The sequence below is a fragment of the Muricoccus vinaceus genome (assembly GCF_042433125.1).
GTDB lineage: Bacteria > Pseudomonadota > Alphaproteobacteria > Acetobacterales > Acetobacteraceae > Roseomonas > Roseomonas vinacea.
In genome coordinates this window covers 287,502-312,987 of sequence record NZ_JBHLVZ010000002.1, presented here as the reverse complement: position 1 = coordinate 312,987, position 25,486 = coordinate 287,502, and the positions used below count along the sequence as shown (strand labels likewise).

The window sequence follows — 25,486 nt, the reverse complement described above, 5'->3', positions numbered from 1 at the left end:
CCGGCATGATCGGAAAGCTGACCGGGCGGCTGGATTCCGTGCACGAGGGCGGCTGCATCCTGGACGTGAACGGGGTGGGGTATCTGGTCGCGGCCTCGTCCCGCGCCGTGGCGGCGCTGCCGGCGGATGCCCGGGGCACGCTGTGGATCGAGACGGTGGTGCGCGAGGATGCCATCACGCTCTACGGCTTCGCGGATGCGGCGGAGCGCGACTGGTTCCGGCTGCTGACGGGCATCCAGGGCGTGGGGCCGAAGGTGGCGCTGGGGCTGCTTTCCGCGCTTTCGCCGCGGGACCTGGCGGGGGCGATCCTGGCGGGGGACCGGGGCAGCCTGACGCGCGCGCCGGGCGTCGGGCCGAAGCTCGCGATCCGTCTGCTGAGCGAGCTGCGCGAGAAGGTGGGCGGGATGCCCACGGGGGATTCCGCCTTCGTGGTGCCCGCGGCCGCGGTTCCCGAGCGCGGGGCGGCGGGGGACGCGGTTTCGGCGCTGCTGAACCTGGGCTGGCGGCGGCCGGAGGCGGCCTCGGTGGTGACGCGGGTGATGGAGCGGCTGGGCGAGGGCGCCGACCTCAACACGCTGATCCGCGAGAGCCTGAAGGAGATGGCGCCGCGCTGAGGCGGCGTTCGGCCGGGATCAGGCGGTTTTCTTGCGGGCGGCCCCGGACGGCGACCACGGCGAGCACAGCAGCATCGACAGCACGCCAAGGGCGATGCAGGCGACGATGCCCACGACCGGCAGGCAGATCAGGAGGAGCGCGGGGGTGGTCAGGTTGCCGAGCATGGCGGCCTCGCTTGGGATGTGGCGGGGGCGGAAATCCTTTCCGGCATTCTGCCGCGCTTTCACGGCGGCGTTATCTTGTCGCCGGAAGGGTGAAGAAGCCGTTCATGCCACGCGCATGGCGGCGCGGGGCGACAGGGCCGGCTGGTCACGCTATGTTCCCGTGATGAGCCGATCCCAGAACCGCGCATGAGCACCGACCGGATCACTGCCGGCAGCCGCCAGGACGAGGACGCGGTCGAGGCCACGCTGCGGCCGCAGACCCTGGCCGACTTCACGGGGCAGCCCGCCCTGCGGGAGAACCTGAGCGTGTTCGTGCAGGCGGCGCGGGACCGGGGCGATGCGCTGGACCACGTGCTGCTGTTCGGCCCGCCCGGCCTGGGCAAGACCACGCTGGCGCAGATCGTGTCGCGCGAGCTGGGGGTGGGGTTCCGCGCGACCTCCGGCCCCGTGCTGCAGCGGGCGGGGGACCTGGCGGCGATCCTGACCAACCTCCAGCCGCGGGACGTGCTGTTCGTGGACGAGATCCACCGGCTGCAGCCGGCGATCGAGGAAACGCTGTATCCGGCGATGGAGGACTTCCAGCTCGACCTCATCATCGGGGAAGGCCCGGCGGCGCGGACGGTGCGGATCGACCTGCCGCCCTTCACGCTGGTGGGCGCCACCACGCGGGCGGGGCTGCTGGCGACGCCGCTGCGGGACCGCTTCGGCATTCCGCTGCGCCTGCAGTTCTATTCCGCCGAGGAGCTGGAGCTGATCGTGGCGCGCGGCGCGCAGAAGCTGGGCTTCGTGCTGACCCCGGACGGCGCGCGGGAGATCGCGCGGCGGGCGCGGGGCACGCCGCGCATCGCCGGGCGGCTGCTGCGGCGCATCCGGGACTTCGCGGCGGTGGCCGGGCGGCCGGCGGACAAGGCGCTGGCCGATTCGGCGCTGGAGCGGCTGGAGGTGGACCGGCTGGGGCTGGATGCGATGGACCGCCGCTACCTGCGCCGGCTGGCCGACCATCACGGCGGCGGGCCGGTGGGCGTGGAGACCCTGGCGGCGGCCCTGGCGGAGAGCCGGGACACGCTGGAGGAGGTGATCGAGCCCTATCTCATCCAGGAAGGGCTGATCCTGCGGACGCAGCGGGGCCGCGTGCTGGGTCTGCCCGGGTGGAAGCACCTCGGCATGACGCCGCCGCGCAGCGCGCTGGCATCGCAGGGGGATCTGCTGGACGATCCGCTGGCGTGACGCGCCCCGGCAGGGGCGTTTCCTGCCGGAGCGGTCTGGCGGAGCCCGGCGCCACCGGAGGGGCGCGTTGCCGGGTCGGCGCGCCTCCTGGTCAGCGGGTCTGGGGCGCCGAGGTGCCGGGGGAGGTCGGGCGGCCGGCGACGGAGGAGCCAGCCGGGCCGGTGCCGATGTCGGAGTTGGTGGGCATGGGGTTGCCGCGGCCGGTGGTGCCCACGCCCGGGCTGCCTGCCATGGTGCCGCCGGAGGCCGTGCCGGGGGAGGCCGCCGATCCCGTGCCGCCCATGCCGCTGCTCGCGCCACCGCTCGTTTGGGCCTGCGCGCCCAGGGCCGTTCCGGCGAGAAGGGCGAGGGCGAGGCTGGCCTGCTTGATTGTAAGCATTTGTGGTCTCCGGTTCGGCGGCCGGGCGTGCTGCCCGGATCGCGGACAGGCTTAACGGGCGGGCAGCGCATTCTTTGAGGCGGAACAAGGGCAGGGCTTCACGTCTGCCTGAAGTTCGCGCCGGCCGCATTCCCCAACCGGTGTTTCCAATGATTTCGGCGCTGGCCGCGCGCGGCGAAGGGCGCTAGGGCGCGGGCCATGGACGTTCACCGCTTCCCGATCCGCGTTTATTTCGAGGACACCGACGCGGGCGGGGTGGCTTATCATGCGACCTACCTGCGCTGGGCGGAGCGGGCGCGGACGGAATCGTTGCGTGACATTGGGTTGCCCCATCAACTTATGATGGAACGTCATGCGTGCTTGCTTGTGGTGCGCCGCATCGAAGTAGCGTATCTGCGGCCCGCGCGGCTCGATGACGCTCTGGTGATCGAGACGCGGGTGATCAAGGCGGGCGCCGCCTCGGTGGAGGTGGGCCAGGACGCGGTGGCGGCGGATGGCGGGATGCTGGCGCGGCTGAAGGTCGGGCTGGTCTGCGTTTCGCAGGAAACGCTGCGGCCCATGGCCTTGCCGGAGCCCTGGCGCTCGGCGATGCGGCCGGGCGCTTAGGGGGCCGGCCGCCGGGCTGATCGCGGCGGCGCGGTGGCGGGGACCGCCGCGATGCCGCCCGGCGCGGGGCGGAAGGTTTGCCGGGGCGGGGCGCGACGAGGCGCCCGTGCTTCCGGAGGTTGCAAGGGCCGCTCCCGGGGGGGGAGTGGCGAGTGGCGCCCGGTGGGGCGCGGGGATGAGGAGGCCGCCCGTGGGTGGTGTGACTGCGCAGAACCTGGCCGCGGCCGGGCACGACCTTTCTCTCTGGGGGCTGTTCCTCCAGGCGGACTGGGTGGTGAAGTCCGTGATGATCGGGCTGCTGATCGCCAGCGTCTGGGTCTGGGCCATCGTCTTCGAGAAGTGGAACACCATGCGGCGCGTGAACCGCGCGGCGGATGCCTTCGAGGACAAGTTCTGGTCCGGCGGCAACCTGGAGGAGCTTTACCGCACCGAGGGCGAGCGCCCGAACCATCCCATGGCCGCCGTGTTCGGCGCGGGCATGCGCGAGTGGCAGCGCTCGGCGGATCGCGGGTTGAGCGGCGTGCTGGCGCTGACGGGCATGAAGGAGCGGTCCGAGCGGGCGATGAACGTCGCCATCGGGCGCGAGATGGACGGGCTGGAGAAGTGGATGACGTTCCTCGCCTCGGTGGGGTCGGTCGGTCCGTTCATCGGGCTGTTCGGGACGGTCTGGGGCATCATGAACTCGTTCTCCGCGATCGCGGGGATGAACAACACCAACCTCGCCGTTGTGGCGCCGGGCATCGCGGAGGCGCTGTTCGCCACCGCCATCGGGCTCGTGGCCGCCATTCCGGCGGTGCTGGCCTACAACAAGATCAACGTGGACCTGTCGCGCTTCTCCGGGCGGCTGGAGGCCTTCTCGGCGGAGTTCGGCGCGATCCTGTCGCGCCAGGCGGACGAGGCGCCCGCGCCCGCGCCGCGCCAGCCGGCCCAGGTCTGATCCCATGGCCGTCTCCCTGAACTCCGGCGGCGGGGGGCGCGGCGGGCGCCGCCGCCACCGTCCCATGGCCGAGATCAACGTCACGCCCATGGTGGACGTGATGTTGGTGCTGCTGATCATCTTCATGGTGGCGGCGCCGCTGATGACCGTCGGCGTTCCGGTGGACCTGCCCAAGACCAACGCGGCGGCCCTGAACCAGGAGCAGGAGCCCCTGACGATCACCGTGAACCCGGAGGGCAAGATCTTCCTCCAGGAAACGGAGGTGCCGGCGGAGAACCTCGTGCCGCAGCTCCAGGCGATCATGGCGAACCAGCCCCAGGGCCAGCCGGAGCGGCGCATCTTCGTGCGCGGCGACCGCGCCATCGCCTATGGGCGCATCATGGAGGTGATGGGCATCGTCTCCTCCGCCGGGTTCTCGCGCGTGGCGCTTCTGGCCGAGCAGCCGGCGGGGCAGCCCGCGCGGGGCGCGGCCACCGCGGCCCCCCGGGGCGCCGCCCAGCCGGCCCGCCCCGCGGGCACGCCGCAGCGCTAGGTTTGCCATGGCGCTCGACAGCACGACCCCGAACATCGGGGGGGACATCGGGGGGCATGCCCTGGCCGGGGCGGGCCATGGTGGCGCCGGCCTGACGGTGTGGCCGGAGGGCGGCACCGCCGGGAGCCGCCTCAGGAACTGGGTGGCGGCCTCGGTGCTGCTGCACCTGCTGGTGGCAGGGCTGCTTCTGGTCGACATGCCCGGGCGCAAGATCCCCGAGCCGTTGGAGGAGGCGATCCCGGTTGAGGTGGTGATGCCGGAGGTGCCGGAGCTCGCCCCGGCGCCCGAACCCCTGCCGCTGCCCACGCCGGCCACGCCCGCGCCGCCGGCGCCGAGCGCGGCCCCGAGCCCGCCCGACGCGCCGCGCGCCGAGGCGCCGACGCCGCTGCCACCGCCGCCCCCGCCCAACCCGGCCGCCGCCGCGCCGGCCGCGCCCACGCCGCCGATTCCGCTGCCGCCCGTGCAGGTGCCGCCGACGCCCGCCCAGCCGCTGCCGACGCCGCCGGCGCAGGCTGCGGCACCGAGCCCTGCCCAGGCCACGCCCGCCCCGAGCCCGGCGCAGCCGCTGCCGACGCCGCCCGCACAGGCCGCCGCACCGCCGGCGCCCGCACAACCCGCACCGGCGACGCCGGCGCCCACGCCGCCGATGCCGACGCCTCCGATGCAGGCCGCGCCGCCGCCGCCGGCACCCGCGCCGCCGCAGCAGCAGGCGCAGGCGCAGCCGGCGCCCACCCCGCCGCGGCCCCTGCCGCTGCCGCCGGCCCCCCCGGCGCCCGAGGCGATCCGGCAGGCCCCGCCCGCGCCCAGCCCCACTCCCACGCCGCCGCAGCAGCAGGCAGCGGCGCCCGCGCCCACGCCGCCGAGGCCGGCGCCGCCCACGCCGCCCCAGGCTGCCCCGGCACCGCCGCGGCCCGCGCCGCAGCAGCAGGCGGCTGCGCCCCCGGCTCCGCCCGCACCTCCGGCTCCTCCGGCGCCGGCCCGCCAGGCCGCCGCGCCCGCGGCCCCGGCCGCACCGCCGCGCCAGGCCGCCGCCCCCGCGGCTCCGGCCGCGCCGCCACGCCCCGCCGCCGCGCCTCCTGGCCCGCCGGCGCAGCAGCAGGCGGCGGCCGCACCCGCGGCACCCGCGAGGCCGAATCCGGTGGCGAACCAGGCTCCGGCCACCCCGGCGCGGGAGGCGACGAACCGCCCGGGCACGGGGCAGGCGCCGCCCGTGGCCAACCCGGCCGAGCGCAGCAGCTCCGTGCTGAGCACGCTTGAGCGGCTGCGTGCGGCCCAGGCGCAGCAGGCGTCGGCGGCATCGCGGGCGAGGCCCGCCCCCGCCGCGGCGCCCGCCGGAGGCGGCGCGCCCACCGGTGCCGCGGCGCTGACCTCCGGCGAGATCCGGGGCGTGGCCGAGAAGATCAGCGAGTGCTGGTCGGTGGACGCGGGCGCGCCGGGGCTGGAGAGCATCGTGGTGGAGCTTCGCGTGGAGGCGGACGCGGCGGGCGTGGTGCGCGTGGTGCGCCCGGCCGGCAGCGTGCCGACCGAGCCGCGGGCGCGCGCCGTGTTCGAGGCCGCGCGGCGGGCCCTGATGGACCCCAAGTGCTCCCCGCTGCCCTTCCCGCGGGACAAGCTGGCGGCCATCAACACCGCGACCTTCCGCTTCAACCCGCGCGGGCTGACGCGTTGAGGCGGGGCGTGCGCTTGATCAAAACAGGGGGCCTTGGAGCCGCGGCGGACGGGGGCGGGTTGCGCCGCGCCGCCGCATCGGCTTCATCCGCCTCCCGCATCACCGAGGTTTTCCATCCATGATGACGACTCCCCGGCGTGGCCTGATTCTGGGCGGGGCCGCCCTGCTGACGGCGCCGGCCATGGCGCGCGCCCAAGGTGGGGGCCAGGGCGCGGTGATCGACATCACCCGCGCGCGGACGGATCCGATTCCGATCGCCGTGCCGGCGCTGGCGGGCGGCGGCGGGCGTGGGGCGGACATCGCCCGGGTGATCCAGGCGAACCTGCGCAACTGCGGGCTGTTCCGCCCGGTGGACAATGCGGCCTTCATCCAGAGCGCCGAGGCGGCGGCCGCGACGCCGCGCTTCCAGGACTGGCGGGTGATCGGGGCCAATGCGCTGGTGACCGGCCGGGTGGAGGACCAGGGCGGGCGGCTGCGCGTGGAGTTCCGTCTGTGGGACGTGCTGCCCGAGCAGCAGATCCAGGGCACCGCCTTCACGGCCCCGGCCGCGCAGTGGCGCCGCATCGCGCACCTGATCTCCGACGTGATCTATGAGCGGCTGCTGGGCGAGAAGGGCTATTTCGACACGCGCATCGTCTATGTGGCCGAGAGCGGGCCGCGGGACCGGCGGACGCGCCGGCTGGCCATCATGGACCAGGACGGGGAGAACAACCGCTTCCTGACGGACGGGTCCTTCCAGGTGCTGTCGCCGCGCTTCCACCCGAACGCGCAGCAGATCGTGTTCATGTCCTATTTCCAGAACACGCCGCGGGTCTACCTGTTCGACCTGAACAGCGGGCGGTCCGAGGTGCTCGGGCAGTTCCCGGGCATGACGCTCTCCCCCCGCTTCAGCCCGGACGGGCGGACGGTGGTGCTGTCCTATGCGCGCAACAACGACGCCAACATCGTGGCGGTGGACGTGGGCTCGCGCTCGCAGCGGCAGCTCACCTCCGGCAACGGGCTGGACGTGTCGCCCTGCTACAACCCGGACGGCACGCAGATCGTGTTCAACTCCGACCGGGGCGGCGACCAGCAGCTCTATGTCATGGATGCCGGTGGGGGCGGGGCGCGGCGCATCTCCTTCGGGCGCGGGCGCTACGCGACGCCGGTCTGGTCGCCGCGCGGCGACCTGATCGCCTTCACGCGCATCTCGGGCGGCCAGTTCGGGATCGGCGTGATGCGGCCGGACGGCTCGGGGGAGCGCATCCTGTCCGAGGGCTGGGGGATGGAGGGGCCGACCTTCGCCCCCAACGGGCGGGTGCTGGCCTTCTACCGGGAAAGCCAGGCGCGCGGTGCCAGGGGCGAGGGGTATTCGGCCCGCCTGGCGCAGATCGACATCACCGGATTCAACGAGCGGCAGATCGTGACCCCGACGGACGCGACCGATCCGTCCTGGTCGCCGCTGCTCGCCTGATTTTTGCAGACAACCGCATCTCTGTTGAAGGAGCTTATGACATGAACGCGAAGATCCTGGGCGCGCTCGGCGCGCTCGCCCTGCTGGCGGCCTGCTCGTCCGACGAGGCGAGCAACGCGGCGGCGACCGGCGCGGGCGGCTCCGGCGGCCTGGCTGGCGGCGCCGGCATGGGCAGCGCGCGCCCGGGCAGCCAGGAGGACCTGGTGGCCAGCGTGGGCGACCGCGTGTTCTTCGACACCGACAGCACCCAGGTGCGCGGCGACGGGCGCGCGACGCTGGAGCGGCAGGCCTCCTGGCTGGGGCGCTACCCGCAGGTGTCGGTCTACATGGAAGGCCATGCGGACGAGCGCGGCACGCGCGAGTACAACCTCGCCCTCGGCCAGCGCCGGGCGAACGCGGCCCGCGACCTGCTGGTGGCCAGCGGCGTCTCGGGGCAGCGGATCCAGACCGTGTCCTACGGCAAGGACCGGCCGGCGGCGCTGGGTTCGGACGAGGGGTCCTGGGCGCAGAACCGGCGCGCGGTGACCACCGTTCGCTGATCGGCCTGAGCGGGCCGGCCGTTTTCACGGGCCGGCCCGTGCGGGCATTCGGGCGCGGGACCGCGCCGGGTCGGGAGGAGTGAGGATGCTGGGAGGCGGGTGTTTGCGCCGGGCGGGCTTCGGCGCGCTCCTGCTGGCCGGGGTTGCGATGGCCGGGATGATGCCGGGCCCGGCCCTGGCGCAGGCCGAGAGCCGCGAGGGGCTCTATCTCCAGAACCAGATCCTCCAGCTTCGGCAGGAGCTGGAGCTGATGCGGCGGGGCGCCCCCGCCGCGCCGCAGCTTCCGCCGCCCGGGCGGGGCGGGGTGGCTGCCGGCGGAGGGGAGCTGGTGGCGCAGTTGCTGGATCGCGTGGGCGCGCTGGAGGACGAGGTGCGGCGGCAGCGCGGCCTGGCCGAGCAGGCCGAGTTCCGCAACCGCACGCTGCAGCAGCAGGTCGAGAAGCTGCAGGGCGACATGGAATACCGCTTCAACCAGATGGAGAGCCGCGGCGCCGCGGCCGGGACGGCCCCGCCGGCGGGGCGAGCCGGGGGCGGGCAGCCGGGCCCGGTGAGCCCGCCCGTGGCGGCGCCGGCGGTTCCGCCGGGGCAGCCGACGGCCCCCGCGCCGCGCACGCCGGAGGTGGCGCTGCGCGAGGGGCAGGTGGCGCTGGACCGGCGTGACTACGCCACCGCGGAGGCGGCGGCGCGGGAGGTGCTGGCAGCCCGCGCGCCGACGCGCGCGCAGGATGCGGGAATCCTGCTGGGCGATGCGCTGATGGGCAAGCGCGACTACCAGAACGCCGCCCTGGCCTATGACGATGCCTATCGCCGCTCCCGCGCCTCCGGGCGGGCGGCGGAGGCGATGGTCGGGCTGGCCAATGCCTTCAACGGGTTCAACGCCAAGCGCGAGGCGTGCCAGACGCTGGACGACCTGCGCGCCCAGTTCCCGCGCATCCCGGCGAGCCTGGCGGAGCGGGTGGGACAGGCCCGGCAGCGCGCGGGCTGCCGCTGAGCGGCACGGCCGGGCCGGATACGGCTTCCGGCGCGGCCGATGCGGGCGCCGCCTCCCCGGCGGGCGGTTTGCAGGCGGCGTTCGAGGCGGGGATGGCGTCGCTCGGCCCCTTCGGGCGGGCGCCGCTCCTCGCGGCCGGCGTTTCCGGCGGGCCGCACAGCCTGGCCCTGGCCGTGCTGGCGCGCGACTGGGTGGCGGCGCGGGGCGGCCGCCTGATCGCGCTGGTGGCGGATCACGGCCTGCGGGCGGGCAGCGGCGCCGAGGCGGCCGGCGTGCTCGCCCGATTGCGGGAACTGGGCATCGCGGCGCGGTGCCTGGCGCTGGATCTCGGCGCCGGGCCGGGCCTGCACGAGCGGGCGCGGGCGGCGCGCTTCCAGGCGCTGGCCGATGCCTGCGAGGCGGAAGGGGCTCCCTGGCTGCTGCTGGGGCACCACCGGGCTGATCAGGCGGAGACGCTGGCTTTCCGGGCCCTGCGGGGTTCGGGCGCGGCGGGGCTGGCGGGGATAGCGGCGGCGCGACCCGCGAGCGGCGCGCTGGTGCTGCGGCCGCTGCTCGGGGTGGGTCCGGCGGCGATCGAGCGGTTCCTGGCGGGGCTCGGGCTGGAGCCGGTGCGCGACCCTTCCAACGACGATCCGCGCTTTGCCCGCGCCCGGCTCCGGCAGGCGCTGGGCGATCCGGAAGGCCCGGGAGTGGCGGCGCTGGCGATGGCGGCGGAGGCCTTCGCCCTCGGGCGGGGCCGGCTGCGGGCGGCGGTCGCGGAGCGGCTGGCCGGCGCGGCCTGGTTCCAGGACGGCGGCTGGGCGCGGCTGGACCGCGCGGCGCTGGGGAACGATGCCGTGGCGGCCGCGGCCCTTTCGGCGCTGCTGCGGGCGGTCTCGGGGGCGGAGCATCCGCCGCCGCGGGCCGGAGTCGCGGCGCTGCTGGCGCGGGGCGGCGGCACGCTCGGGGGCGTCCTGTGGCGGGGGACCCTGCTGTGCCGCGAGGCCGCGCGCTGCGCCGGCCCGGTGCCGGCCCGGCCCGGCGTGGTGTGGGACGGCCGCTGGCGGGTGCTCCGCGCGCCGGCCGGCGCGGTGATCGGGGCGCTGGGGGGAGGAGGCCGCAGGGGTGCCCTGCCGGCCGTCGTCGCGGCCGGGTTGCCCGCGGTTCGCGGCCCCGGCGGGGCGCTGCTGGCCGTTCCGGGGCTGTCAGGGCCGGGTCACGACGGGGTTTCGGTCGAATTTCGGCCTTTCGCGGGGCCAGTTGCATGAAAGCCGCATCATCTGGTGGTTCCCTGTTGACCTTCGCATCCCTATCTTGCTTGGCGTGCCGGCGTGGCCGGCCAAGGATCGGGACCTCCAAGTGAACAATTTCGGTCGCAACCTCGCGCTCTGGGTGATCGTGGCCCTGCTGCTCGTGGCGCTGTTCAATCTGTTCCAGCCCTCGGGCACCTCCTCCACGCGCGGGATGCAGGTGGCCTATTCGGACTTCCTGAACGAGGTCCAGCAGGGGCACGTGCGGGACGCCACCATCCAGGGGCGGATCGTCTCGGGTCAGCTCCAGGACGGGCGGACCTTCAGCACCTACACGCCCGAGGACCCGCAGCTGATCCAGCGGCTGACGGAGAAGGGCGTGCGCGTGGTCGCACGGCCCGAGGAGAGCGACGTCAACCCGCTCTTCCAGATCCTCATCTCCTGGTTCCCGATGCTGCTGCTGATCGGCGTCTGGGTGTTCTTCATGCGTCAGATGCAGGGCGGCGGGGGTCGCACCATGGGCTTCGGCAAGTCCAAGGCGAAGCTGCTGACGGAGAAGTCCGGCCGCGTGACCTTCGAGGACGTGGCGGGCATCGAGGAGGCGAAGGGCGAGCTGGAGGAGATCGTGGAGTTCCTCCGCGACCCCCAGAAGTACCAGCGCCTCGGCGGCAAGATCCCCAAGGGCGTTCTGCTGGTCGGACCTCCGGGCACCGGCAAGACGCTGCTGGCGCGCTCGGTCGCGGGTGAGGCCAACGTGCCCTTCTTCACGATCTCGGGTTCCGACTTCGTGGAGATGTTCGTGGGCGTGGGTGCCTCCCGCGTGCGCGACATGTTCGAGCAGGGCAAGAAGAACGCGCCCTGCATCATCTTCATCGACGAGATCGACGCGGTCGGCCGGCATCGCGGTGCGGGCCTCGGCGGCGGCAACGACGAGCGCGAGCAGACCCTGAACCAGATGCTCGTGGAGATGGACGGCTTCGAGTCGAACGAGGGGGTCATCCTCATCGCCGCGACGAACCGGCCGGACGTGCTCGACCCCGCGCTGCTGCGGCCCGGCCGCTTCGACCGGCAGGTCGTGGTGCCGAACCCCGACGTGAACGGGCGGGAGAAGATCCTGCGGGTTCACATGCGCAAGGTGCCGCTGGCTTCCGACGTGGAGCCGAAGGTGATCGCGCGCGGCACGCCGGGCTTCTCGGGCGCGGACCTCGCCAACCTCGTCAACGAGGCGGCGCTGCTCGCGGCCCGCACCGGGCGCCGGACGGTGGGCATGCACGAGTTCGAGCAGGCCAAGGACAAGGTGCTGATGGGCGCCGAGCGGCGCAGCCTGGTGATGTCCGAGGCCGAGAAGCGGATGACCGCCTATCACGAGGCCGGCCACGCGCTGATGGCGATGAGCGAGGAGGAGTGCGACCCCGTCCACAAGGCCACCATCATCCCGCGCGGCCGCGCGCTGGGCCTGGTGATGAGCCTGCCGGAGGGCGACCGCTACTCCAAGCACAAGTCCAAGATGAACGCCGAGCTGGCCATGGCCATGGGTGGGCGCGTCGCGGAGGAGGTGATCTTTGGTCCCGACAAGGTGTCCAACGGTGCCTCGGGCGACATCAAGATGGCGACGGACCTCGCGCGCCGGATGGTGACCGAGTGGGGCATGTCCGAGAAGATCGGCATGGTCGCCTATGGCTCGAACGACCAGGAGGTTTTCCTGGGGCATTCGGTGACGCAGTCCAAGAACGTTTCCGAGGCGACGGCGCAGGCGATCGACGGGGAGATCCGCTCGATCATCGACACGGCCTATCAGCGGGCGAAGAAGACCCTGACGGACCGGATCGAGGAGCTGCACCTGCTGGCCAAGGGGCTGCTGGAATACGAGACCCTTTCGGGGGACGAGATCCGGCAGGTTCTGCGGGGTGATCCGATCGTGCGGGACCGCCCGGACGAGCCGGTGAACCAGGGGCGCGGCAGCGTTCCGAGCTCGGGCCGGCCGAACCCGCGGCCCGACACGGGCGGCATGCAGCCGGCGCCTTCCGGGGCCTGACACACGGTCCCGGCGGGACCGCCCGTTTCCGGGGGGCTGCCCCTGGCGCGGGGCGCTTCGAGACGCTTGAATGGTGACGGGGGCCCTTTGTGGCCCCCGTTTCCGTGCGTGGCCCCCCGTTGCGGGAGCGGGCGGGGGATGGAGGGCTGGATGGCGCGCTGGGTCGAACCGATGGGGCTGCTGCACGGGCGCGGCGCCTTCGCCGCCGTTGCCGCCGGCGCCGCCCTGCCGCTTGAGGGCGGGTCCGCGGCCTTCACCCTGGTGCGGCTGATCGATGACGGGCAACTCGCCGGGCTGATGCCGGCGGTGGAAACGCCCGAGGACTGGCAGGAGGCCGTGCTGGCCATCACGCGCCCGCCCCAGCCTTTCGCGGGTCTGCCGGATGCGGCGGGCCTGGGGCGGCCGCTGGTGATGGCGGTGCTGAACGTCACGCCGGACAGCTTCTCGGATGGCGGGCGGCATTTCGACCCACGCGCCGCGCTGATGGCGGCCAACGCCATGCTGGAGGCGGGCGCGGACATGATCGACGTGGGTGGGGAGAGCACACGGCCCGGCGCGTCCCCGGTGGATGCCGAGACGGAGATGGCCCGGATCCTTCCGGTGATCCGCGCCATCGCGCGCGACGCGCCGGTGAGCGTGGACACCCGCCACGCCGCGACCATGCGGGCGGCGCTCGACGCCGGGGCGGAGGTGGTGAACGACGTGACCGCGCTGCGGCACGACCCGGACTCGCTGGCGGTGGTGGCGGAGGCCGGTTGCTCGGTGGTGCTGATGCACATGCCCGGCACGGAGCCGGCGACCATGCAGGAGCATGCCCGCTACGGCGACGTGGCGGTGGAGGTGGCCGCTTTCCTGGCGGGGCGCATCGCGGCCTGCGAGGCGGCGGGCATCCCGCGCCACCGGATCGCGGTGGACCCCGGCATCGGCTTCGGCAAGACCATGGAACACAACCTCGAACTGCTGGACCGGCTGCCCATCCTGCTCGGGCTGGGCTGCCCGGTGCTGGTGGGGGCATCGCGCAAGCGCTTCGTGGGGACGCTTTCGGGCGGCAAGACGCCGGGCGACCGGATGGCCGGCAGCGTGGGGGTGGCCGTGGCGGCGGCCTCCCGCGGGGCGGCGATGCTGCGGGTGCACGATGTCGCGGAAACGGTGGCGGCGCTGCGGCTCTGGCGGGCCAGCGTGGGCGGGCCGCCCCAGGTCTGAGGGGAGGGCGCGTGGCAGGGCTGTTCCACCCAGCGCGCCATGTGGGCGGCTCACCCGACAAAGCGTGACGATACGCGGCCGGGCCGGCGCGTTACATGGCAGCGTGATGCCGAGGCCGGGAACCCTGGCCTGCGGGCGCGAGGCAAGTGAGAGAAAGCAGCATGAGCAACCCCCAGAGACGCCTTTTCGGCACCGACGGGATCCGGGGGGTCGCCAACCGGGCGCCGATGGATGCCGCCACCGCGCTTCGGCTGGGCCAGGCGGCGGGGCGCTTCTTCAACCGCGGGCAGCACCGGCACCGCGTGGTGATCGGCAAGGACACGCGGCTGTCGGGCTACATGCTGGAGCCGGCGCTGACGGCGGGCTTCGTGGGCGCGGGGATGGACGTGGTGCTGGTGGGGCCCTTGCCGACGCCGGCCATCGCGCTGCTGACGCGCAGCCTCAGGGCCGACCTCGGGGTGATGATCAGCGCCTCCCACAACCACTACGAGGACAACGGGATCAAGCTGTTCGGGCCGGACGGGCTGAAGCTTTCGGACGGGCAGGAATCGGAGATCGAGGCGCTGATGGGCGGCGACCTTTCGGCGGCGCTGGCCGCGCCCTCGAAGCTGGGGCGGGCCTCGCGGCTGGAGGGGGCGCCGGGGCGCTACCTGGAGGCGGTGAAGGCGAGCTTCCCGCGCGGGCGGAGCCTCGAGGGGCTGCGGATCGTGGTGGATTGCGCCCATGGCGCCGCCTATCGCGTGGCGCCGACCGTGCTGTGGGAGCTGGGGGCCGAGGTGGTGTCCGTGGGCGTGGCGCCGGACGGGTTCAACATCAACGATGGCTGCGGCAGCACGGCGCCCGGGCAGCTTGCGGCCCTGGTGCGGGAGCGGCGGGCGGATCTCGGCATCGCGCTGGACGGCGACGCCGACCGGGTGGTGCTGGTGGACGAGACCGGGGCGGTGGTGGACGGGGACCAGATCCTGGCGACCGTCGCGGCCTCCTGGGCGGGCTCGGGCCGGCTGAACGGGCGCTGCGTGGTGGCGACCGTCATGTCCAACCTCGGGCTTGAACGGTTTCTTGAGAAGAAAGGGCTCAACCTGCACCGGACCAAGGTGGGGGACCGCTACGTGGGCGAGGCGATGCGCGAGTTGGGCTCCAACCTGGGGGGCGAGCAGTCGGGGCACCTGATCCTGTCGGATTACGGCACCACCGGCGACGGGCTCGTGGCGGCGTTGCAGGTGCTGGCCGTGCTGGTGGAGGAGGGGCGGCCGGCGAGCGAGGTGCTGCGCCGCTTCGAGCCGCTGCCGCAGAAGCTGGTGAACGTCCGCCATGCCGGCGGGGCGCCGCTGGAGGACGAGCGGGTGGTATCGGCGCTTGCGGCGGCGGAGGGGGAGCTGGGCTCGCGCGGGCGCGTTCTGATCCGCGCCAGCGGCACCGAGCCGTTGATCCGCGTGATGGTGGAGGCGGAGGAACGGGCCATGGTGGAGGCGCTGACCGCGCGGCTGGCGGAGGTGATCCGCAGCGCGGCCGCGGCGCCGGCGCGGGTGCCGGCCGAATGAAGGGGCGCGTGCTGATCGTCGCCGGGTCGGATTCCGGCGGCGGCGCGGGCATCCAGGCGGACATCAAGGCGGTGACCGCCATGGGTGCCTATGCCGCGACGGCGGTGACGGCGCTGACGGCGCAGGACACGGAGGGGGTGCGCGCCGTGCATCCGGTGCCGCTCGACTTCCTCCGCCTGCAGATCCGCATGTCGCTGGAGGATATCGGGGCGGACTGCATCAAGACGGGCATGCTGGCCGATGCCGCCACGATCGATGCCGTGTGCGACGAGCTGTCGGGGGCCGGGCTGCCGCTGGTGGCGGACCCCGTGATGGTGGCCAAGGGCGGCGCGCGGCTGCTGGACATGGGCGCGGTGGAGACGCTGAAGCGGCGCCTGATGCCGCTGGCCGCCGTGCTGACGCCGAACCTGCCGGAAGCGGAGGTTCTGTCGGGCATGGCGATTCCCGACCTGGAGGCCATGCGCCACGCGGCCGGGCTGCTGATGACGCTGGGCGTGCCGGCCGTGCTGCTCAAGGGCGGGCACCTTGAGGGGCCGGTGGTGCACGACGTGCTGGCGACCGAGGAAGGGGTGGAGGTTTTCGAGAGCCCCCGGATCGACACGCGGCACACGCACGGCACGGGCTGCACCCTGGCTTCCGCGATCGCGGCGGGGCTGGCGCAGGGCATGGGGCTGCGCGATTCGGTGCTGCGGGCGCGGGGCTACGTGGCCGCGGCGATCCGCTCCGCGCCGGGATACGGGCGCGGGCACGGGCCGCTCGACCACGGGGTGACGGTGGATCCGGGGCGGGTCGCCGCCCTCTGATCCCCGTTCAGGGACGGATGAGGGCCTTGCGGGTGCTGTCGGCGGGGTCCTCCACCCAACCCTCCACATAGGAGACGCGGATGGCGGCCATGGCCGCCGCCGCGATGGGGGCCGCCAGCAGGATGCCGAGGAAGCCGAGGCCGGTGCCGAAGAGCGCCTGCGCGCCCAGGAGCACGGCGGGCGGCACGTCCGAGGACTGCTTCTGCACCATGGGGGTGAGGAAATTGCCCTCGATGTTCTGGGAGGCGAAGAAGAGGGCGATCACCCAGGGCACCAGGGAGGGGTCCTGCGAGGCGGCGATCAGCACGGCGGGCACGGCGCCGATGACGGGCCCGATATAGGGCATGAAGCCGAAGATGGCCGTGAGGATGGCGAGCAGGGCCGCCAGCGGCACGCCCAGCGCCCAGAGGCCGAGAAAGGTGAAGACCCCCGTGAAGGTCATGCCGAACATCTGCCCGAGGAGCCAGCCGCGCAGGGAATGGGCCATGGCGTTGAGCGTGGCCTCGCCCCGCGGGCGGAGGCCGGGGGAGAGCAGGGCCAGGGCGCCGCGGCGGTAGAGGGTGGGGTCCGAGCCGATATAAAGGCCGAGCAGCAGCACCAGCAGGAAGTTGCCGAGCGCGCCCAGCGTGCCGCCGACGCCGGCGAGGGCCACGTTCGCCGCCGTCCTCGCCGAGGGCTGGAAGGCTTCGGGCGAGGCGTTCTGCTTGAGCCATTCGGCGCCGGGCAGGCCGTCGAGCAGTTCGGCGAGGCTGCGGAGCACGCGGGGGACGGCCTGGGTGAATTCGCGGGCCTGGCCGGCCAGGGTGGCGAAGCCGAACCAGAGCAGCAGGCCGATCGCGACGAGGGCGAGCAGGGCGACGAGCATGACGCCCCAGTGCTCGGCGATGTTGAGGTGCCGCGCGACGGGCACCCCGGCCGCCCGCAGCGCGACCGCCAGCAGGCAGCCCGCGAAGACGATGAGCAGCACGTCGGGCGCGAGCCAGGCGATGAGCCCGACGGCGGCCAGGGCGATCAGGAGGGTGGCTGTTTCGTGTCGCACCCGGGCGCAACGGGAGTGGGGCGGGCGGGTTGCCCCTTCCATGTTGCGGTGCGCTTGACCGGAGGGGCGGGCGGCGGCAAGCCCATGGGCCACCGGGCGGGCAGGCCGCCGGCAGAGGGTCGCGCGATGGGCAAGGCAATGATCGAGCTTGGCGCGGCGAGGCCCGCGGTGCGGCCGGCGAATCCCTGCTTCTCCTCCGGCCCCTGCGCCAAGCGGCCGGGCTGGTCGCTGGCGGCGCTGGAGGGGGCCATGGTGGGGCGCAGCCACCGGGCGGCGGAGCCGAAGGGCCGCATCGCGGAGGTGATCGCGCGGTCCAGGGCCATCCTCGGGATGCCCGCGGACTGGCGGCTGGGCGTGGTGCCGGCCTCCGACACCGGGGCGGTGGAGATGGTGCTCTGGTCGGTGCTGGGGCAGCGGGGCGTGGACGTGCTGGTGTGGGAGTCCTTCTCCAAGGAATGGGCGACCGACATCGTGGCGCAGCTGAAGCTGCCCGATGTCGCGCTGCGGGAGGCGCCCTACGGGCGGCTGCCCGCGCTGGACCCGGTGGCGCCGGAGCGGGACGCGGTGTTCGTGTGGAACGGCACCACCAGCGGCGTGCGGCTGCGCGACGCGGATTTCATCGCGGAGGAGCGCGAGGGGCTCGCGATCTGCGACGCGACCTCGGCTGCCTTCGCCATGCGGCTCCCCTGGGAGAGGCTCGATGTGGTCACCTGGTCCTGGCAGAAGGTGCTGGGGGGCGAGGCGGCGCACGGGATGCTGGCGCTCTCGCCGCGGGCGGTGGCGCGGCTGGAGGGGTACGACGCCGGGCGGCCGCTGCCGAAGATCATGCGCCTGACCCGGGGCGGGAAGCTGATCGAGGGGATCTTCGAGGGCGACACCATCAACACGCCCTCCATGCTGTGCGTGGAGGATGCGCTGGACGGGCTGCGCTGGGCGGAATCGGTGGGTGGGCTGGACGGGCTCGTCGCCCGTTCGGAGGCCAATCTGGCGGCGGTGGAGCGCTGGGTGGCGTCCAGCGGCTGGGCGGCCTTCCTGGCGGAGGAGCCGGAGGCGCGGTCCTGCACCTCGATCTGCCTGAAGATCGTGGTTCCCTGGTTCCTGGCGATGGATGCCAGGGCGCAGGCGCGGGTGGCGAAGCGGCTGGCCGCCATCCTGGAGGCGGAGGGGGTGGGGCTGGACCTCGCCTCCTATCGCGACGCGCCGCCAGGGCTGCGGATCTGGGGCGGGGCGACCGTGGAAACCTCCGACATCGAGGCGCTGCTGCCCTGGCTGGACTGGGCCTTCGCCGAGGTGGCGGTGGAGATGGCGCGCGACGAGGCGGCGGCCGACGGGTGAGGCGCCTGTAACCTTCCGCGCCGCGCGCGGTTCCGCTCGGGAAGGGCCGCGTTGGGGCGCGCCGAGCGGAGGAATCATGTCCGGCAGCTTCAACAGCGCCAGCTTCACCACCGATGTTCCGAACCGTCTGGACCGGCTTCCCTGGTCACGCTTCCACTGGCTGGTGGTTGTGGCGCTGGGGGTGACCTGGGTGCTCGACGGGCTGGAGGTGACCCTGGTGGGGTCGCTGGCCGGCGCCATCCGGGAAAGCCCGCGGCTTCAGCTGACGGAAACGCAGGTGGGGCTGACGGCCTCGGCCTATCTGCTCGGGGCGGTCTCGGGGGCGCTGTTCTTCGGCTGGCTGACGGACCGGCTGGGGCGGAAGAAGCTGTTCACGCTCACGGTGCTGGTCTACCTCGTGGCGACGATCGCGACCGGCTTCTCCTGGGATTTCTGGTCCTTCGCGGTGTTCCGCTTCTTCACGGGGGCGGGGATCGGCGGGGAATACTCCGCGGTGAACTCGGCCATCCAGGAGCTGATCCCGGCGCGGCGGCGGGGCACGACGGACCTCGCGGTGAACGGGACCTTCTGGGGCGGGGCCGCGGCGGGGGCGGCGTCCTCCCTGGTGCTGCTGGACCCGGCGGTGATCGACCCGGAGCTTGGCTGGCGGCTGGCCTTCGGGGTGGGCGGCGCGCTCTCGCTCTCGGTGCTGCTGCTGCGGCGCTTTATTCCGGAAAGCCCGCGCTGGCTGATGACGCATGGGCGCAATGCCGAGGCGGAGAAGATCGTCGGCGACATCGAGGAATGGGTGGCGCGCGAGAAGGGGCCGCTGCCGCCGGTGACGGGAAGCCCGATCCGCATCGACCCGCGCAGCCACACGACGCTGGGCGAAGTGGCGCGGACGCTGTTCCGCACCTATCCGCAGCGGGCGGTCCTGGGGATCGTGCTGATGGCCTGCCAGGCCTTCTGCTACAACGCGGTGTTCTTCACCTACGCGCTGGTGCTGACGCGCTTCTACGGGATTTCCTCGGCCCATATCGGCTGGTTCATGCTGCCCTTCGCGCTGGGGAACCTCGCGGGGCCGCTGCTGCTGGGGCATTTCTTCGACACGATCGGGCGGCGGATCATGATCACGGCCACCTACGGGCTGGCCGGGGTGCTGATGGCGGTGACGGGCTACGCCTTCGCGCAGGGCTGGCTTTCCGCCTGGGAGCAGACGGCGGCCTGGACGGTGATCTTCTTCTTCGCCTCCGCGGCCGCCTCGGCCGCCTATCTCACGGTGGGGGAGAGCTTTCCGCTGGAGATGCGGGCCATGGGCATCGCGCTGTTCTACGCCTTCGGCACGCTGGTCGGCGGGGTGGTCGGCCCCGCGCTGTTCGGCGTGCTGATCGAGGGCGGGCAGCGGACCGACATCATGTGGGGCTACCTGCTGGGCGCCGCGCTGATGCTGATCGCGGCGGGTACCGAGTGGAAGCTGGGCTTCGCGGCCGAGGGCAAGTCGCTGGAGGATGTGGCCCGGCCGCTTTCCCAGGCGGCGGAATAGCGCCTCAGGCCACCAGCCGCGCCGCTTCCGGAAGCGCGGCGGCGACGCGGGCGATGACGCTTTCCCAGCCTTCGCCGCGCGCGCGGCGGTGCAGGCGGAGGCTGGGGTACCAGGGGCTGTCCGCGCGATCGAGCAGCCAGCGCCAGTCGGGCAGGGAGGGCAGGAGAAGGTGCGCGGGGGTGCCCAGCGTGCCCGCGAGATGCGCCACGCTGGTGTCCACGCAGACCACCGCATCCATGGCGAGGAGGGCCGCGGCGGTTTCCCCGAAGCCGGTCAGGCGAGGGCGCAGGTCGGTCAGCCCAGGGGTCGCGGCCAGGAAGGCTTCGTCGGATGGACGGAGCTGCGTCTGGATCAGGAAGGCCTCCACCCCCGGGCGCAGGAGCGGGGCGAAGAGGGAGAGGGGGATGGAGCGCTCGCGGTCCCGCGCGTGGTCGGGATTGCCGGAGCAGGCGATGCCCAGGCGCAGCACGCCGCCGGGCAGGTCGCGGTCCCAGGCGCCCGCGCGGGCGAGGTTGCCGGACAGGTCGGTGATGGGCCCGGGGATCGTGTCCAGCCGCGTGCCGAAGGCCAATGGCAGGCTCATCAGCGGGCATTGCAGGTCGAAGGGCGGCGGGGTTTCGCCCGGGCTGAACAGGGCGGAGATGCCGGGCAGCTGGCGCAGCAGGGGGTGGAGCGGGCGCTGGGCCTCCACCAGGACCCGAGCGCCGCGCGCGGCGGCGAGGGGGATGAACCGCGCCATCTGGATCGTGTCGCCCAGCCCCTGCTCGGCATGGAGCAGGAGGGTGCGGCCTTCGAGCGCCCCACCCTGCCAGAGGGGGGAGGCGCCGTGGCGGTGGGGCACGGCGTTCTTGCGGCGCCAGCGCCATTCGTAGCCGCGGAAGCCCTCCTCCAGACTGCCCAGGGCGAGCAGGCTGAGGGAGCGGTTCCAATGGGCCTCGGCATGGCCGGGATCGATCGCGAGGGATTCGTCGAAGGCGGCGATGGCGTCCTGGTGCCGGCCCAGGCCGCGCAGCGCGTTGCCGCGGTTGTAGGGGATGTTCCGGTTGCCCGGGAAAAGCCCGGCGGCGGTCGAGAAGCAGCCGAGCGCCTCCTCGAAGCGTCCGAGTTCCACCAGGGCGTTGCCGCGGCCGTTCCAGGCCTCGCCCGAGCCCGGATCGGCCTGGAGGGCGGCGCTTTCCTCGGCCTCGGCCTCCCCATGGCGGCTGAGCTGCGCGAGGACGGCGGCGCGGTTGCGGTGGGCGGCGGCGTTCCGGCACAGCGCCAGGGAGGCTTCGGCGCTGGCCAGCGCCTCCTCCTGGCGGTTGAGGTCGCAGAGCGCGGCGACGCGGTTCGCGTGGGCGTCGGCGAGGCCGGGGGCCAGGACCAGGGCGCGGTCGAGGCTGGCGAGCGCTTCCTCCGGCCGGCGAAGGTCGCGGAGGATGACGCCCTGGATGTTCAGGAAGGCCGGGTCGTCCGGGCGCAGCATCAGCGCGATGCCGATGCTGGCGAAGGCCTCCACGTCGCGGTCGAGGTCGCTCAGCGCCGTGGCGCGGTTGGCGTGGGCGCCGGCATAGGTGGGTTTGCGGGCAATGGCGGCGTCGTAGGCGGGAAGGGCTTCCTCCGCGCGGCCGAGGGCGCGGAGGGCGTTTCCGCGGTTGTTGTGCAGCTCCGCCATGTCGGCGCCGAGCGCCCGGGCCTCGTCGAGGGTGGACAGGGCCTCGGCGTTGCGGCCGAGGGCCTGCAGGGCGTTGCCCCGGCCGACGCGCGCTTCCACCAGGCCGGGGTCGAGCGCGATGGCACGGTCGAAGGAGGCCAGGGCCTGCGCGGCCTGGCCGAGTTCCACCAGCGCGTTGCCGAGGTTGCTGTGGACGAAGCCGTGCCGGTCGTCCACGGCGATGGCGCGGCGGAGAAGGGGCAGGGCGGATGCGGGTTCCTGCCGCATGGCGTGCAGCAGGCCGAGGAGCTGGAGCGCGCCGAAGTGGCGGGGGTGGCGGGCGAGCACCGCGCGGTAGAGCGGCGCCGCGGCCGCGAGGTCGCCCTGGCGGTGCAGGGCGAGGGCGCGGGCGGTGGTTTCGGCGGGATCGACCCGCCCGCCGGCGCCTTGCTGGCCGTGCCGGATGCTTCGCTGGGGCAAGTCCGTGTCTCCCGCCGTTCTGGCGGGGAAACACTGCCCCAGGGAAGGTGAAGGCGGGGTTACCCGCGGCCGTGGTGGTTGCGGTTGGACTCGATGGCCACCGCCTGCGCCGCTTCCTCCACCCTGGGCAGGCGCGGCAGGTTGGACAGGCGGGCGAGGGTGGCGCCGCCGCCGACCGGGGCCAGCGCCAGCTCCGCGCCGCGCGTGTCGGCCTGGGCAAGGGCGGCGGAGGCCTGGGCGAAGGCGTTCACCGCCACCGCCGGGGGCGTTGCGGAGGGGACGCCGAGAGCCTGGCGGAACTCGCGCCGCGCGATCTGGAGCTGGGGCAGCAGGGTCGCGTTGCGCGGATGGGTCCAGAGCGGGTCGGTTTCGGCGGCGTTGGCGAAGGCCTCGATCTGGGCGGCGGCCTCGGCGGCGGCGGCGGGGCGGCCGGCGAGCTTCTCGGTCTGGCCGTATTCGAAGGGTGCCGCGCGTGCGGGGCCGCGGAGCGGGTCGGCGAGGCCGATGTTGCCGACCAGGCGGCCATCGCCGCAGGCGGCGAGGAAGAGGGCCGAACAAAGGGGGAAGGCGAGAAGGGCATTCTTCATGGGGAACCTCTCGGGCGCATCTGGGGCGCCGACGGGCCGTTTACATGGGTCGTCCCGCAGGGCGCTGGCGCATGTGGCGTGGCGGGCCCGGCGCCGAGTTGGGGCGCCGAGTTGGGGCGCGGGACTTGCGGCGCGGGGCCCTCGCTGCCATTCACGCCGCGCAAAGAAGCCCGGGCGATCCCCCACCAGCCGATGACCTTCCTCGCGTGACCGACGACCCACCGAACCCGGCCCTGTTGCCGGCCGGCCTGTCCGACCTCCTGCCGCCCGAGGCGGCGCGGGAGGCGGCGCTGGTGGAGGCGATGATGGGGGTCTTCGCGAGCCACGGCTACGAGCGGGTGAAGCCGCCGCTGCTGGAGTTCGAGGAAGGGCTGCTGCAGGGCTCTGGCGCCGCGCTGGCGGACCAGACCTTCCGGCTGATGGACCCCGAGAGCCAGCGGATGATGGGGCTGCGTGCCGACACCACGCCGCAGGTTGCGCGCATCGCGGCGACACGGCTGCGGGCCGCGCCGCGGCCGCTGCGGCTGTGTTACGCCGGGCAGGTGCTGCGGGTGCGCGGCACGCAGATCGCGCCGGAGCGGCAGCTGCCGCAGCTCGGCGTGGAGCTGATCGGGGTGGACAGCGCCGAGGCCGATGCGGAGGCGGCGGCGCTCGGCGTCGAGGCGCTGGAGGCGGTGGGCATCGCGGGCGTCGCGCTGGACATCACCCTGCCGGCCATGTCGCCGGCGCTGCTGGACGCGGCGGGGCTGGAGGGCACGGCGCGTGCGCGCCTGGCCCGCGCGCTGGACCGCAAGGACGCGGCGGAGGTCGCACGGCTGGCCGAGGCGGCGGGGCCGCCCGCGATCTTCCTGGTCGGGCTGCTGGCGGCGGCGGGGCCGGCGGACGGCGCGCTGGCCGCCCTGCGCGCCGCGCCCCTGCCGGAAGGGCCGCGGCGGATCGCGGACAACGCCGCCGAGGTGGTGGCGGCGCTGCGCCGCCGCCTGCCGGGGCTGCGGATCACGCTGGATCCCGTGGAGTTCCGCGGCTTCCGCTACCACACCGGGGTGGCCTTCACGCTTTATGGGCCCGGGCGCACCGGGGAGCTGGGGCGCGGCGGGCGCTACATGAGCGGCGAGGAGCCGGCGACGGGGCTGAGCCTTTACCCGGATGCCGCGCTGCGGGCAGCGCCGCGCGCGGCCGCGCCCGAGCGGATCTTCCTGCCGCTGGGGCATGAGCCGGCCGTGGCGGCCGGGCTGCGGCGGGCGGGGCGCGTGACGGTGGCGGCGCTCTCGCCGGCGGACGAGGCGCGGGCGCTGGGCTGCACGCATGCGCTGCGGGGCGGCGAGGTGGTTGAGCTGGGCCGCGCCGGGGGTGCGCCCGGTCCGGGCGCGGGCGACGCGAGAGACACTGGCGCGCGCGACGCGCGACACACGAAGGAGTAGGGCCATGGCCAACGTCGCCATTATCGGCGCCCAGTGGGGCGACGAGGGCAAGGGCAAGGTGGTGGACTGGCTGGCCAGCCGCGCCGACATCGTCGTGCGCTTCCAGGGCGGGCACAACGCGGGCCACACGCTGGTGGTGGGCAACCAGACCTACAAGCTGAGCCTGCTGCCCTCGGGCGTGGTGCGCGGCAAGCTCGGCATCATCGGCAACGGCGTGGTGCTGGACCCCGACGCGCTGCTGGGCGAGATCGAGAAGGTGCGGGCGCAGGGGCTCGAGGTCGGGCCGCACAACCTGCGCATCGCCGAGAACACCCCGCTGATCCTTCCGCTGCACCCCGCGCTCGACAAGGCGCGGGAAGCCGCGCGGGGCGGCGACAAGATCGGCACGACGGGGCGCGGCATCGGCCCGGCCTATGAGGACAAGGTGGGGCGGCGCTCCATCCGGCTGTGCGACCTGGCGGAGCCGGAGACGCTGTCGCGCAAGCTCGACGAGCTGCTGCTGCACCACAACTCGCTGCTGCGCGGCCTCGGGGCGCCGGAGTTCGGCAAGGACGCGCTGATGCAGCAGATCCTCGGCTGGGCGCCGAAGCTGCTGCCCTTCATGGAAGCGGTGTGGGAGCGGCTGGACCAGGCGCGCGCGGAGGGCAAGCGCGTGATGTTCGAGGGCGCGCAGGCCGTGATGCTGGACGTGGACCACGGGACCTATCCCTACGTCACCTCCTCCAACACGGTGGCCGGCAATGCCGCGGCGGGCGCGGGGGTTGGGCCGCACGCGATCGGGACGGTGCTCGGCATCGCCAAGGCCTACACCACGCGCGTGGGGTCCGGTCCCTTCCCGACGGAGCTGTTCGACGACACGGGCAAGCTGCTGGGCGAGCGCGGGCACGAGTTCGGCACGGTGACGGGGCGGCCGCGGCGCTGCGGCTGGTTCGATGCCTGCCTGGTGCGGCAGGCGGTGAAGGTGGGTGGCGTGAGCGGGCTGGTGCTGACCAAGCTCGACGTGCTCGACGGCCTGCCGGAGCTGAAGATCTGCACGGGCTACGACATCAACGGCGAGATGGTGCGGCGCCTGCCGGCGGGCATGGCGGCGCAGGCGGCGGCCAAGCCGGTCTACGAGACGATCGAGGGCTGGTCTGGCAGCACCCGCGGCGCGCGGTCCTGGGCGGCGTTGCCGGCGCAGGCCATCAAGTATGTGCGCCGGATCGAGGAACTCGTGGAGGCGCCGGTGGCGCTGCTGTCCACCAGCCCGGAGCGGGACGACACCATCACCGTGAGTGACCCCTTCGCGGGCTGAGCGCGCGGGCGGCCCGGCGGAAGGCGGGCCGGCGCTTGCTCAGCCCCTGGGATCGCGGGGCTGGGCCGGCGCGGCGCCGGGCGGGAGCGCCTGGCCGCCATCGCCGGGGAAGCGGGTGGCGCCGTCGGCGGGCCTGGCCATCAGGCGTGCCTGCCGCTCGGCTTCGGCCTCCCCGAGGCGGGCGGGGTCGGCCTTGACGGGGCGGGCTGAGGCCTGGGGCGGGGTCGGCATGGCGGGGCGCTGATCCTTTTC

Annotated in this window: 24 protein-coding genes; 18 read left to right on the top strand and 6 right to left on the bottom strand. The window is 74.0% G+C overall.

Features of this window, described 5'->3' with window-relative positions; genetic code table 11:
- Positions 1 to 5 precede the first annotated feature (5 nt).
- Positions 6 to 614: a Holliday junction branch migration protein RuvA gene (gene ruvA, locus ACFFIC_RS03235; RefSeq protein ID WP_377048626.1), complete on the top strand. Its 609-nt coding sequence runs from the start codon at positions 6 to 8 to the stop codon at positions 612 to 614.
- A gap of 18 nt (positions 615 to 632) precedes the next feature.
- Here the strand turns inward: ruvA and ACFFIC_RS03230 are convergent, their stop codons facing one another.
- Positions 633 to 779 carry a hypothetical protein gene (locus ACFFIC_RS03230; RefSeq protein ID WP_377048625.1) on the bottom strand — a complete coding sequence of 49 codons (147 nt, stop codon included), beginning with the start codon at positions 777 to 779 and terminating at the stop codon, positions 633 to 635.
- Between the two features lie 186 nt (positions 780 to 965).
- On the opposite strand from ACFFIC_RS03230, the gene ruvB reads away from it, so the two are divergent.
- Positions 966 to 2,006, top strand: a complete 1,041-nt coding sequence (gene ruvB, locus ACFFIC_RS03225) for a Holliday junction branch migration DNA helicase RuvB (RefSeq protein WP_377048624.1) — start codon at positions 966 to 968, stop codon at positions 2,004 to 2,006.
- 91 nt (positions 2,007 to 2,097) lie between these two features.
- Here the strand turns inward: ruvB and ACFFIC_RS03220 are convergent, their stop codons facing one another.
- Positions 2,098 to 2,385 carry a hypothetical protein gene (locus tag ACFFIC_RS03220; protein WP_377048623.1) on the bottom strand — a complete coding sequence of 96 codons (288 nt, stop codon included), beginning with the start codon at positions 2,383 to 2,385 and terminating at the stop codon, positions 2,098 to 2,100.
- Between the two features lie 198 nt (positions 2,386 to 2,583).
- Between ACFFIC_RS03220 and ACFFIC_RS03215 the strand changes: the two genes are divergently transcribed.
- From ACFFIC_RS03215 to thiD, 12 genes are all read left to right on the top strand, one after another.
- Positions 2,584 to 2,991 carry a YbgC/FadM family acyl-CoA thioesterase gene (locus ACFFIC_RS03215; protein WP_377048622.1) on the top strand — a complete coding sequence of 136 codons (408 nt, stop codon included), beginning with the start codon at positions 2,584 to 2,586 and terminating at the stop codon, positions 2,989 to 2,991.
- Positions 2,992 to 3,166: 175 nt separating this feature from the next.
- Complete coding sequence (gene tolQ / locus ACFFIC_RS03210; RefSeq protein ID WP_377048621.1) at positions 3,167 to 3,928, top strand: protein TolQ; 762 nt, start codon at positions 3,167 to 3,169, stop codon at positions 3,926 to 3,928.
- Between the two features lie 4 nt (positions 3,929 to 3,932).
- Complete coding sequence (gene tolR / locus ACFFIC_RS03205) at positions 3,933 to 4,460, top strand: protein TolR (RefSeq protein WP_377048620.1); 528 nt, start codon at positions 3,933 to 3,935, stop codon at positions 4,458 to 4,460.
- A gap of 7 nt (positions 4,461 to 4,467) precedes the next feature.
- A complete protein-coding gene (locus ACFFIC_RS03200) occupies positions 4,468 to 6,129 on the top strand; it encodes a hypothetical protein (RefSeq protein WP_377048619.1) in 1,662 nt (553 codons plus the stop codon).
- 118 nt (positions 6,130 to 6,247) lie between these two features.
- Positions 6,248 to 7,582, top strand: coding sequence for a Tol-Pal system beta propeller repeat protein TolB (gene tolB / locus ACFFIC_RS03195; RefSeq protein ID WP_456306914.1), 1,335 nt, complete (start codon positions 6,248 to 6,250; stop codon positions 7,580 to 7,582).
- A 41-nt stretch (positions 7,583 to 7,623) separates the two neighbouring features.
- Positions 7,624 to 8,121 carry a peptidoglycan-associated lipoprotein Pal gene (gene pal, locus ACFFIC_RS03190; protein WP_377048618.1) on the top strand — a complete coding sequence of 166 codons (498 nt, stop codon included), beginning with the start codon at positions 7,624 to 7,626 and terminating at the stop codon, positions 8,119 to 8,121.
- 85 nt (positions 8,122 to 8,206) lie between these two features.
- Complete coding sequence (locus ACFFIC_RS03185) at positions 8,207 to 9,112, top strand: tol-pal system YbgF family protein (RefSeq protein WP_377048617.1); 906 nt, start codon at positions 8,207 to 8,209, stop codon at positions 9,110 to 9,112.
- A gap of 68 nt (positions 9,113 to 9,180) precedes the next feature.
- Complete coding sequence (gene tilS / locus ACFFIC_RS03180; protein ID WP_377048616.1) at positions 9,181 to 10,359, top strand: tRNA lysidine(34) synthetase TilS; 1,179 nt, start codon at positions 9,181 to 9,183, stop codon at positions 10,357 to 10,359.
- A 91-nt stretch (positions 10,360 to 10,450) separates the two neighbouring features.
- Positions 10,451 to 12,376: an ATP-dependent zinc metalloprotease FtsH gene (gene ftsH, locus ACFFIC_RS03175; protein ID WP_377048615.1), complete on the top strand. Its 1,926-nt coding sequence runs from the start codon at positions 10,451 to 10,453 to the stop codon at positions 12,374 to 12,376.
- Positions 12,377 to 12,526: 150 nt separating this feature from the next.
- On the top strand, positions 12,527 to 13,579 hold the full coding sequence (folP, locus tag ACFFIC_RS03170; RefSeq protein ID WP_377048614.1) for a dihydropteroate synthase: 1,053 nt from the start codon (positions 12,527 to 12,529) through the stop codon (positions 13,577 to 13,579).
- Positions 13,580 to 13,740: 161 nt separating this feature from the next.
- Positions 13,741 to 15,120: a phosphoglucosamine mutase gene (gene glmM, locus ACFFIC_RS03165; protein ID WP_377048612.1), complete on the top strand. Its 1,380-nt coding sequence runs from the start codon at positions 13,741 to 13,743 to the stop codon at positions 15,118 to 15,120.
- The gene (gene thiD / locus ACFFIC_RS03160; protein WP_377048610.1) at positions 15,117 to 15,923 is read left to right on the top strand and encodes a bifunctional hydroxymethylpyrimidine kinase/phosphomethylpyrimidine kinase; all 807 of its coding nucleotides are present in this window, start codon (positions 15,117 to 15,119) and stop codon (positions 15,921 to 15,923) included. The genes glmM and thiD overlap by 4 nt, the downstream gene beginning before the upstream one ends.
- 7 nt (positions 15,924 to 15,930) lie before the next feature.
- On the opposite strand, the gene ACFFIC_RS03155 is transcribed toward thiD, so the two are convergent.
- Positions 15,931 to 16,962: an AI-2E family transporter gene (locus tag ACFFIC_RS03155; protein WP_377048608.1), complete on the bottom strand. Its 1,032-nt coding sequence runs from the start codon at positions 16,960 to 16,962 to the stop codon at positions 15,931 to 15,933.
- A gap of 126 nt (positions 16,963 to 17,088) precedes the next feature.
- On the opposite strand from ACFFIC_RS03155, the gene ACFFIC_RS03150 reads away from it, so the two are divergent.
- A complete protein-coding gene (locus ACFFIC_RS03150) occupies positions 17,089 to 18,297 on the top strand; it encodes a phosphoserine transaminase (RefSeq protein ID WP_377048607.1) in 1,209 nt (402 codons plus the stop codon).
- A gap of 76 nt (positions 18,298 to 18,373) precedes the next feature.
- A complete protein-coding gene (locus ACFFIC_RS03145; protein ID WP_377048606.1) occupies positions 18,374 to 19,819 on the top strand; it encodes an MFS transporter in 1,446 nt (481 codons plus the stop codon).
- Between the two features lie 4 nt (positions 19,820 to 19,823).
- Here the strand turns inward: ACFFIC_RS03145 and ACFFIC_RS03140 are convergent, their stop codons facing one another.
- Together ACFFIC_RS03140 and ACFFIC_RS03135 are read right to left on the bottom strand one after the other, a co-directional pair.
- Entirely contained in the window at positions 19,824 to 21,932 is a 2,109-nt protein-coding gene (locus ACFFIC_RS03140) for a tetratricopeptide repeat protein (RefSeq protein ID WP_377048605.1), read from the bottom strand.
- A gap of 59 nt (positions 21,933 to 21,991) precedes the next feature.
- The gene (locus tag ACFFIC_RS03135; RefSeq protein WP_377048603.1) at positions 21,992 to 22,519 is read right to left on the bottom strand and encodes a hypothetical protein; all 528 of its coding nucleotides are present in this window, start codon (positions 22,517 to 22,519) and stop codon (positions 21,992 to 21,994) included.
- 206 nt (positions 22,520 to 22,725) lie between these two features.
- Here ACFFIC_RS03135 and ACFFIC_RS03130 point away from each other — a divergent pair, with 206 nt between their 5' ends.
- Together ACFFIC_RS03130 and ACFFIC_RS03125 are read left to right on the top strand one after the other, a co-directional pair.
- Entirely contained in the window at positions 22,726 to 23,940 is a 1,215-nt protein-coding gene (locus ACFFIC_RS03130; RefSeq protein WP_377048602.1) for an ATP phosphoribosyltransferase regulatory subunit, read from the top strand.
- Between the two features lie 4 nt (positions 23,941 to 23,944).
- Complete coding sequence (locus tag ACFFIC_RS03125) at positions 23,945 to 25,234, top strand: adenylosuccinate synthase (RefSeq protein ID WP_377048601.1); 1,290 nt, start codon at positions 23,945 to 23,947, stop codon at positions 25,232 to 25,234.
- A gap of 39 nt (positions 25,235 to 25,273) precedes the next feature.
- Here the strand turns inward: ACFFIC_RS03125 and ACFFIC_RS03120 are convergent, their stop codons facing one another.
- Complete coding sequence (locus tag ACFFIC_RS03120) at positions 25,274 to 25,465, bottom strand: hypothetical protein (RefSeq protein ID WP_377048600.1); 192 nt, start codon at positions 25,463 to 25,465, stop codon at positions 25,274 to 25,276.
- Between the last annotated feature and the right edge of the window lie 21 nt (positions 25,466 to 25,486).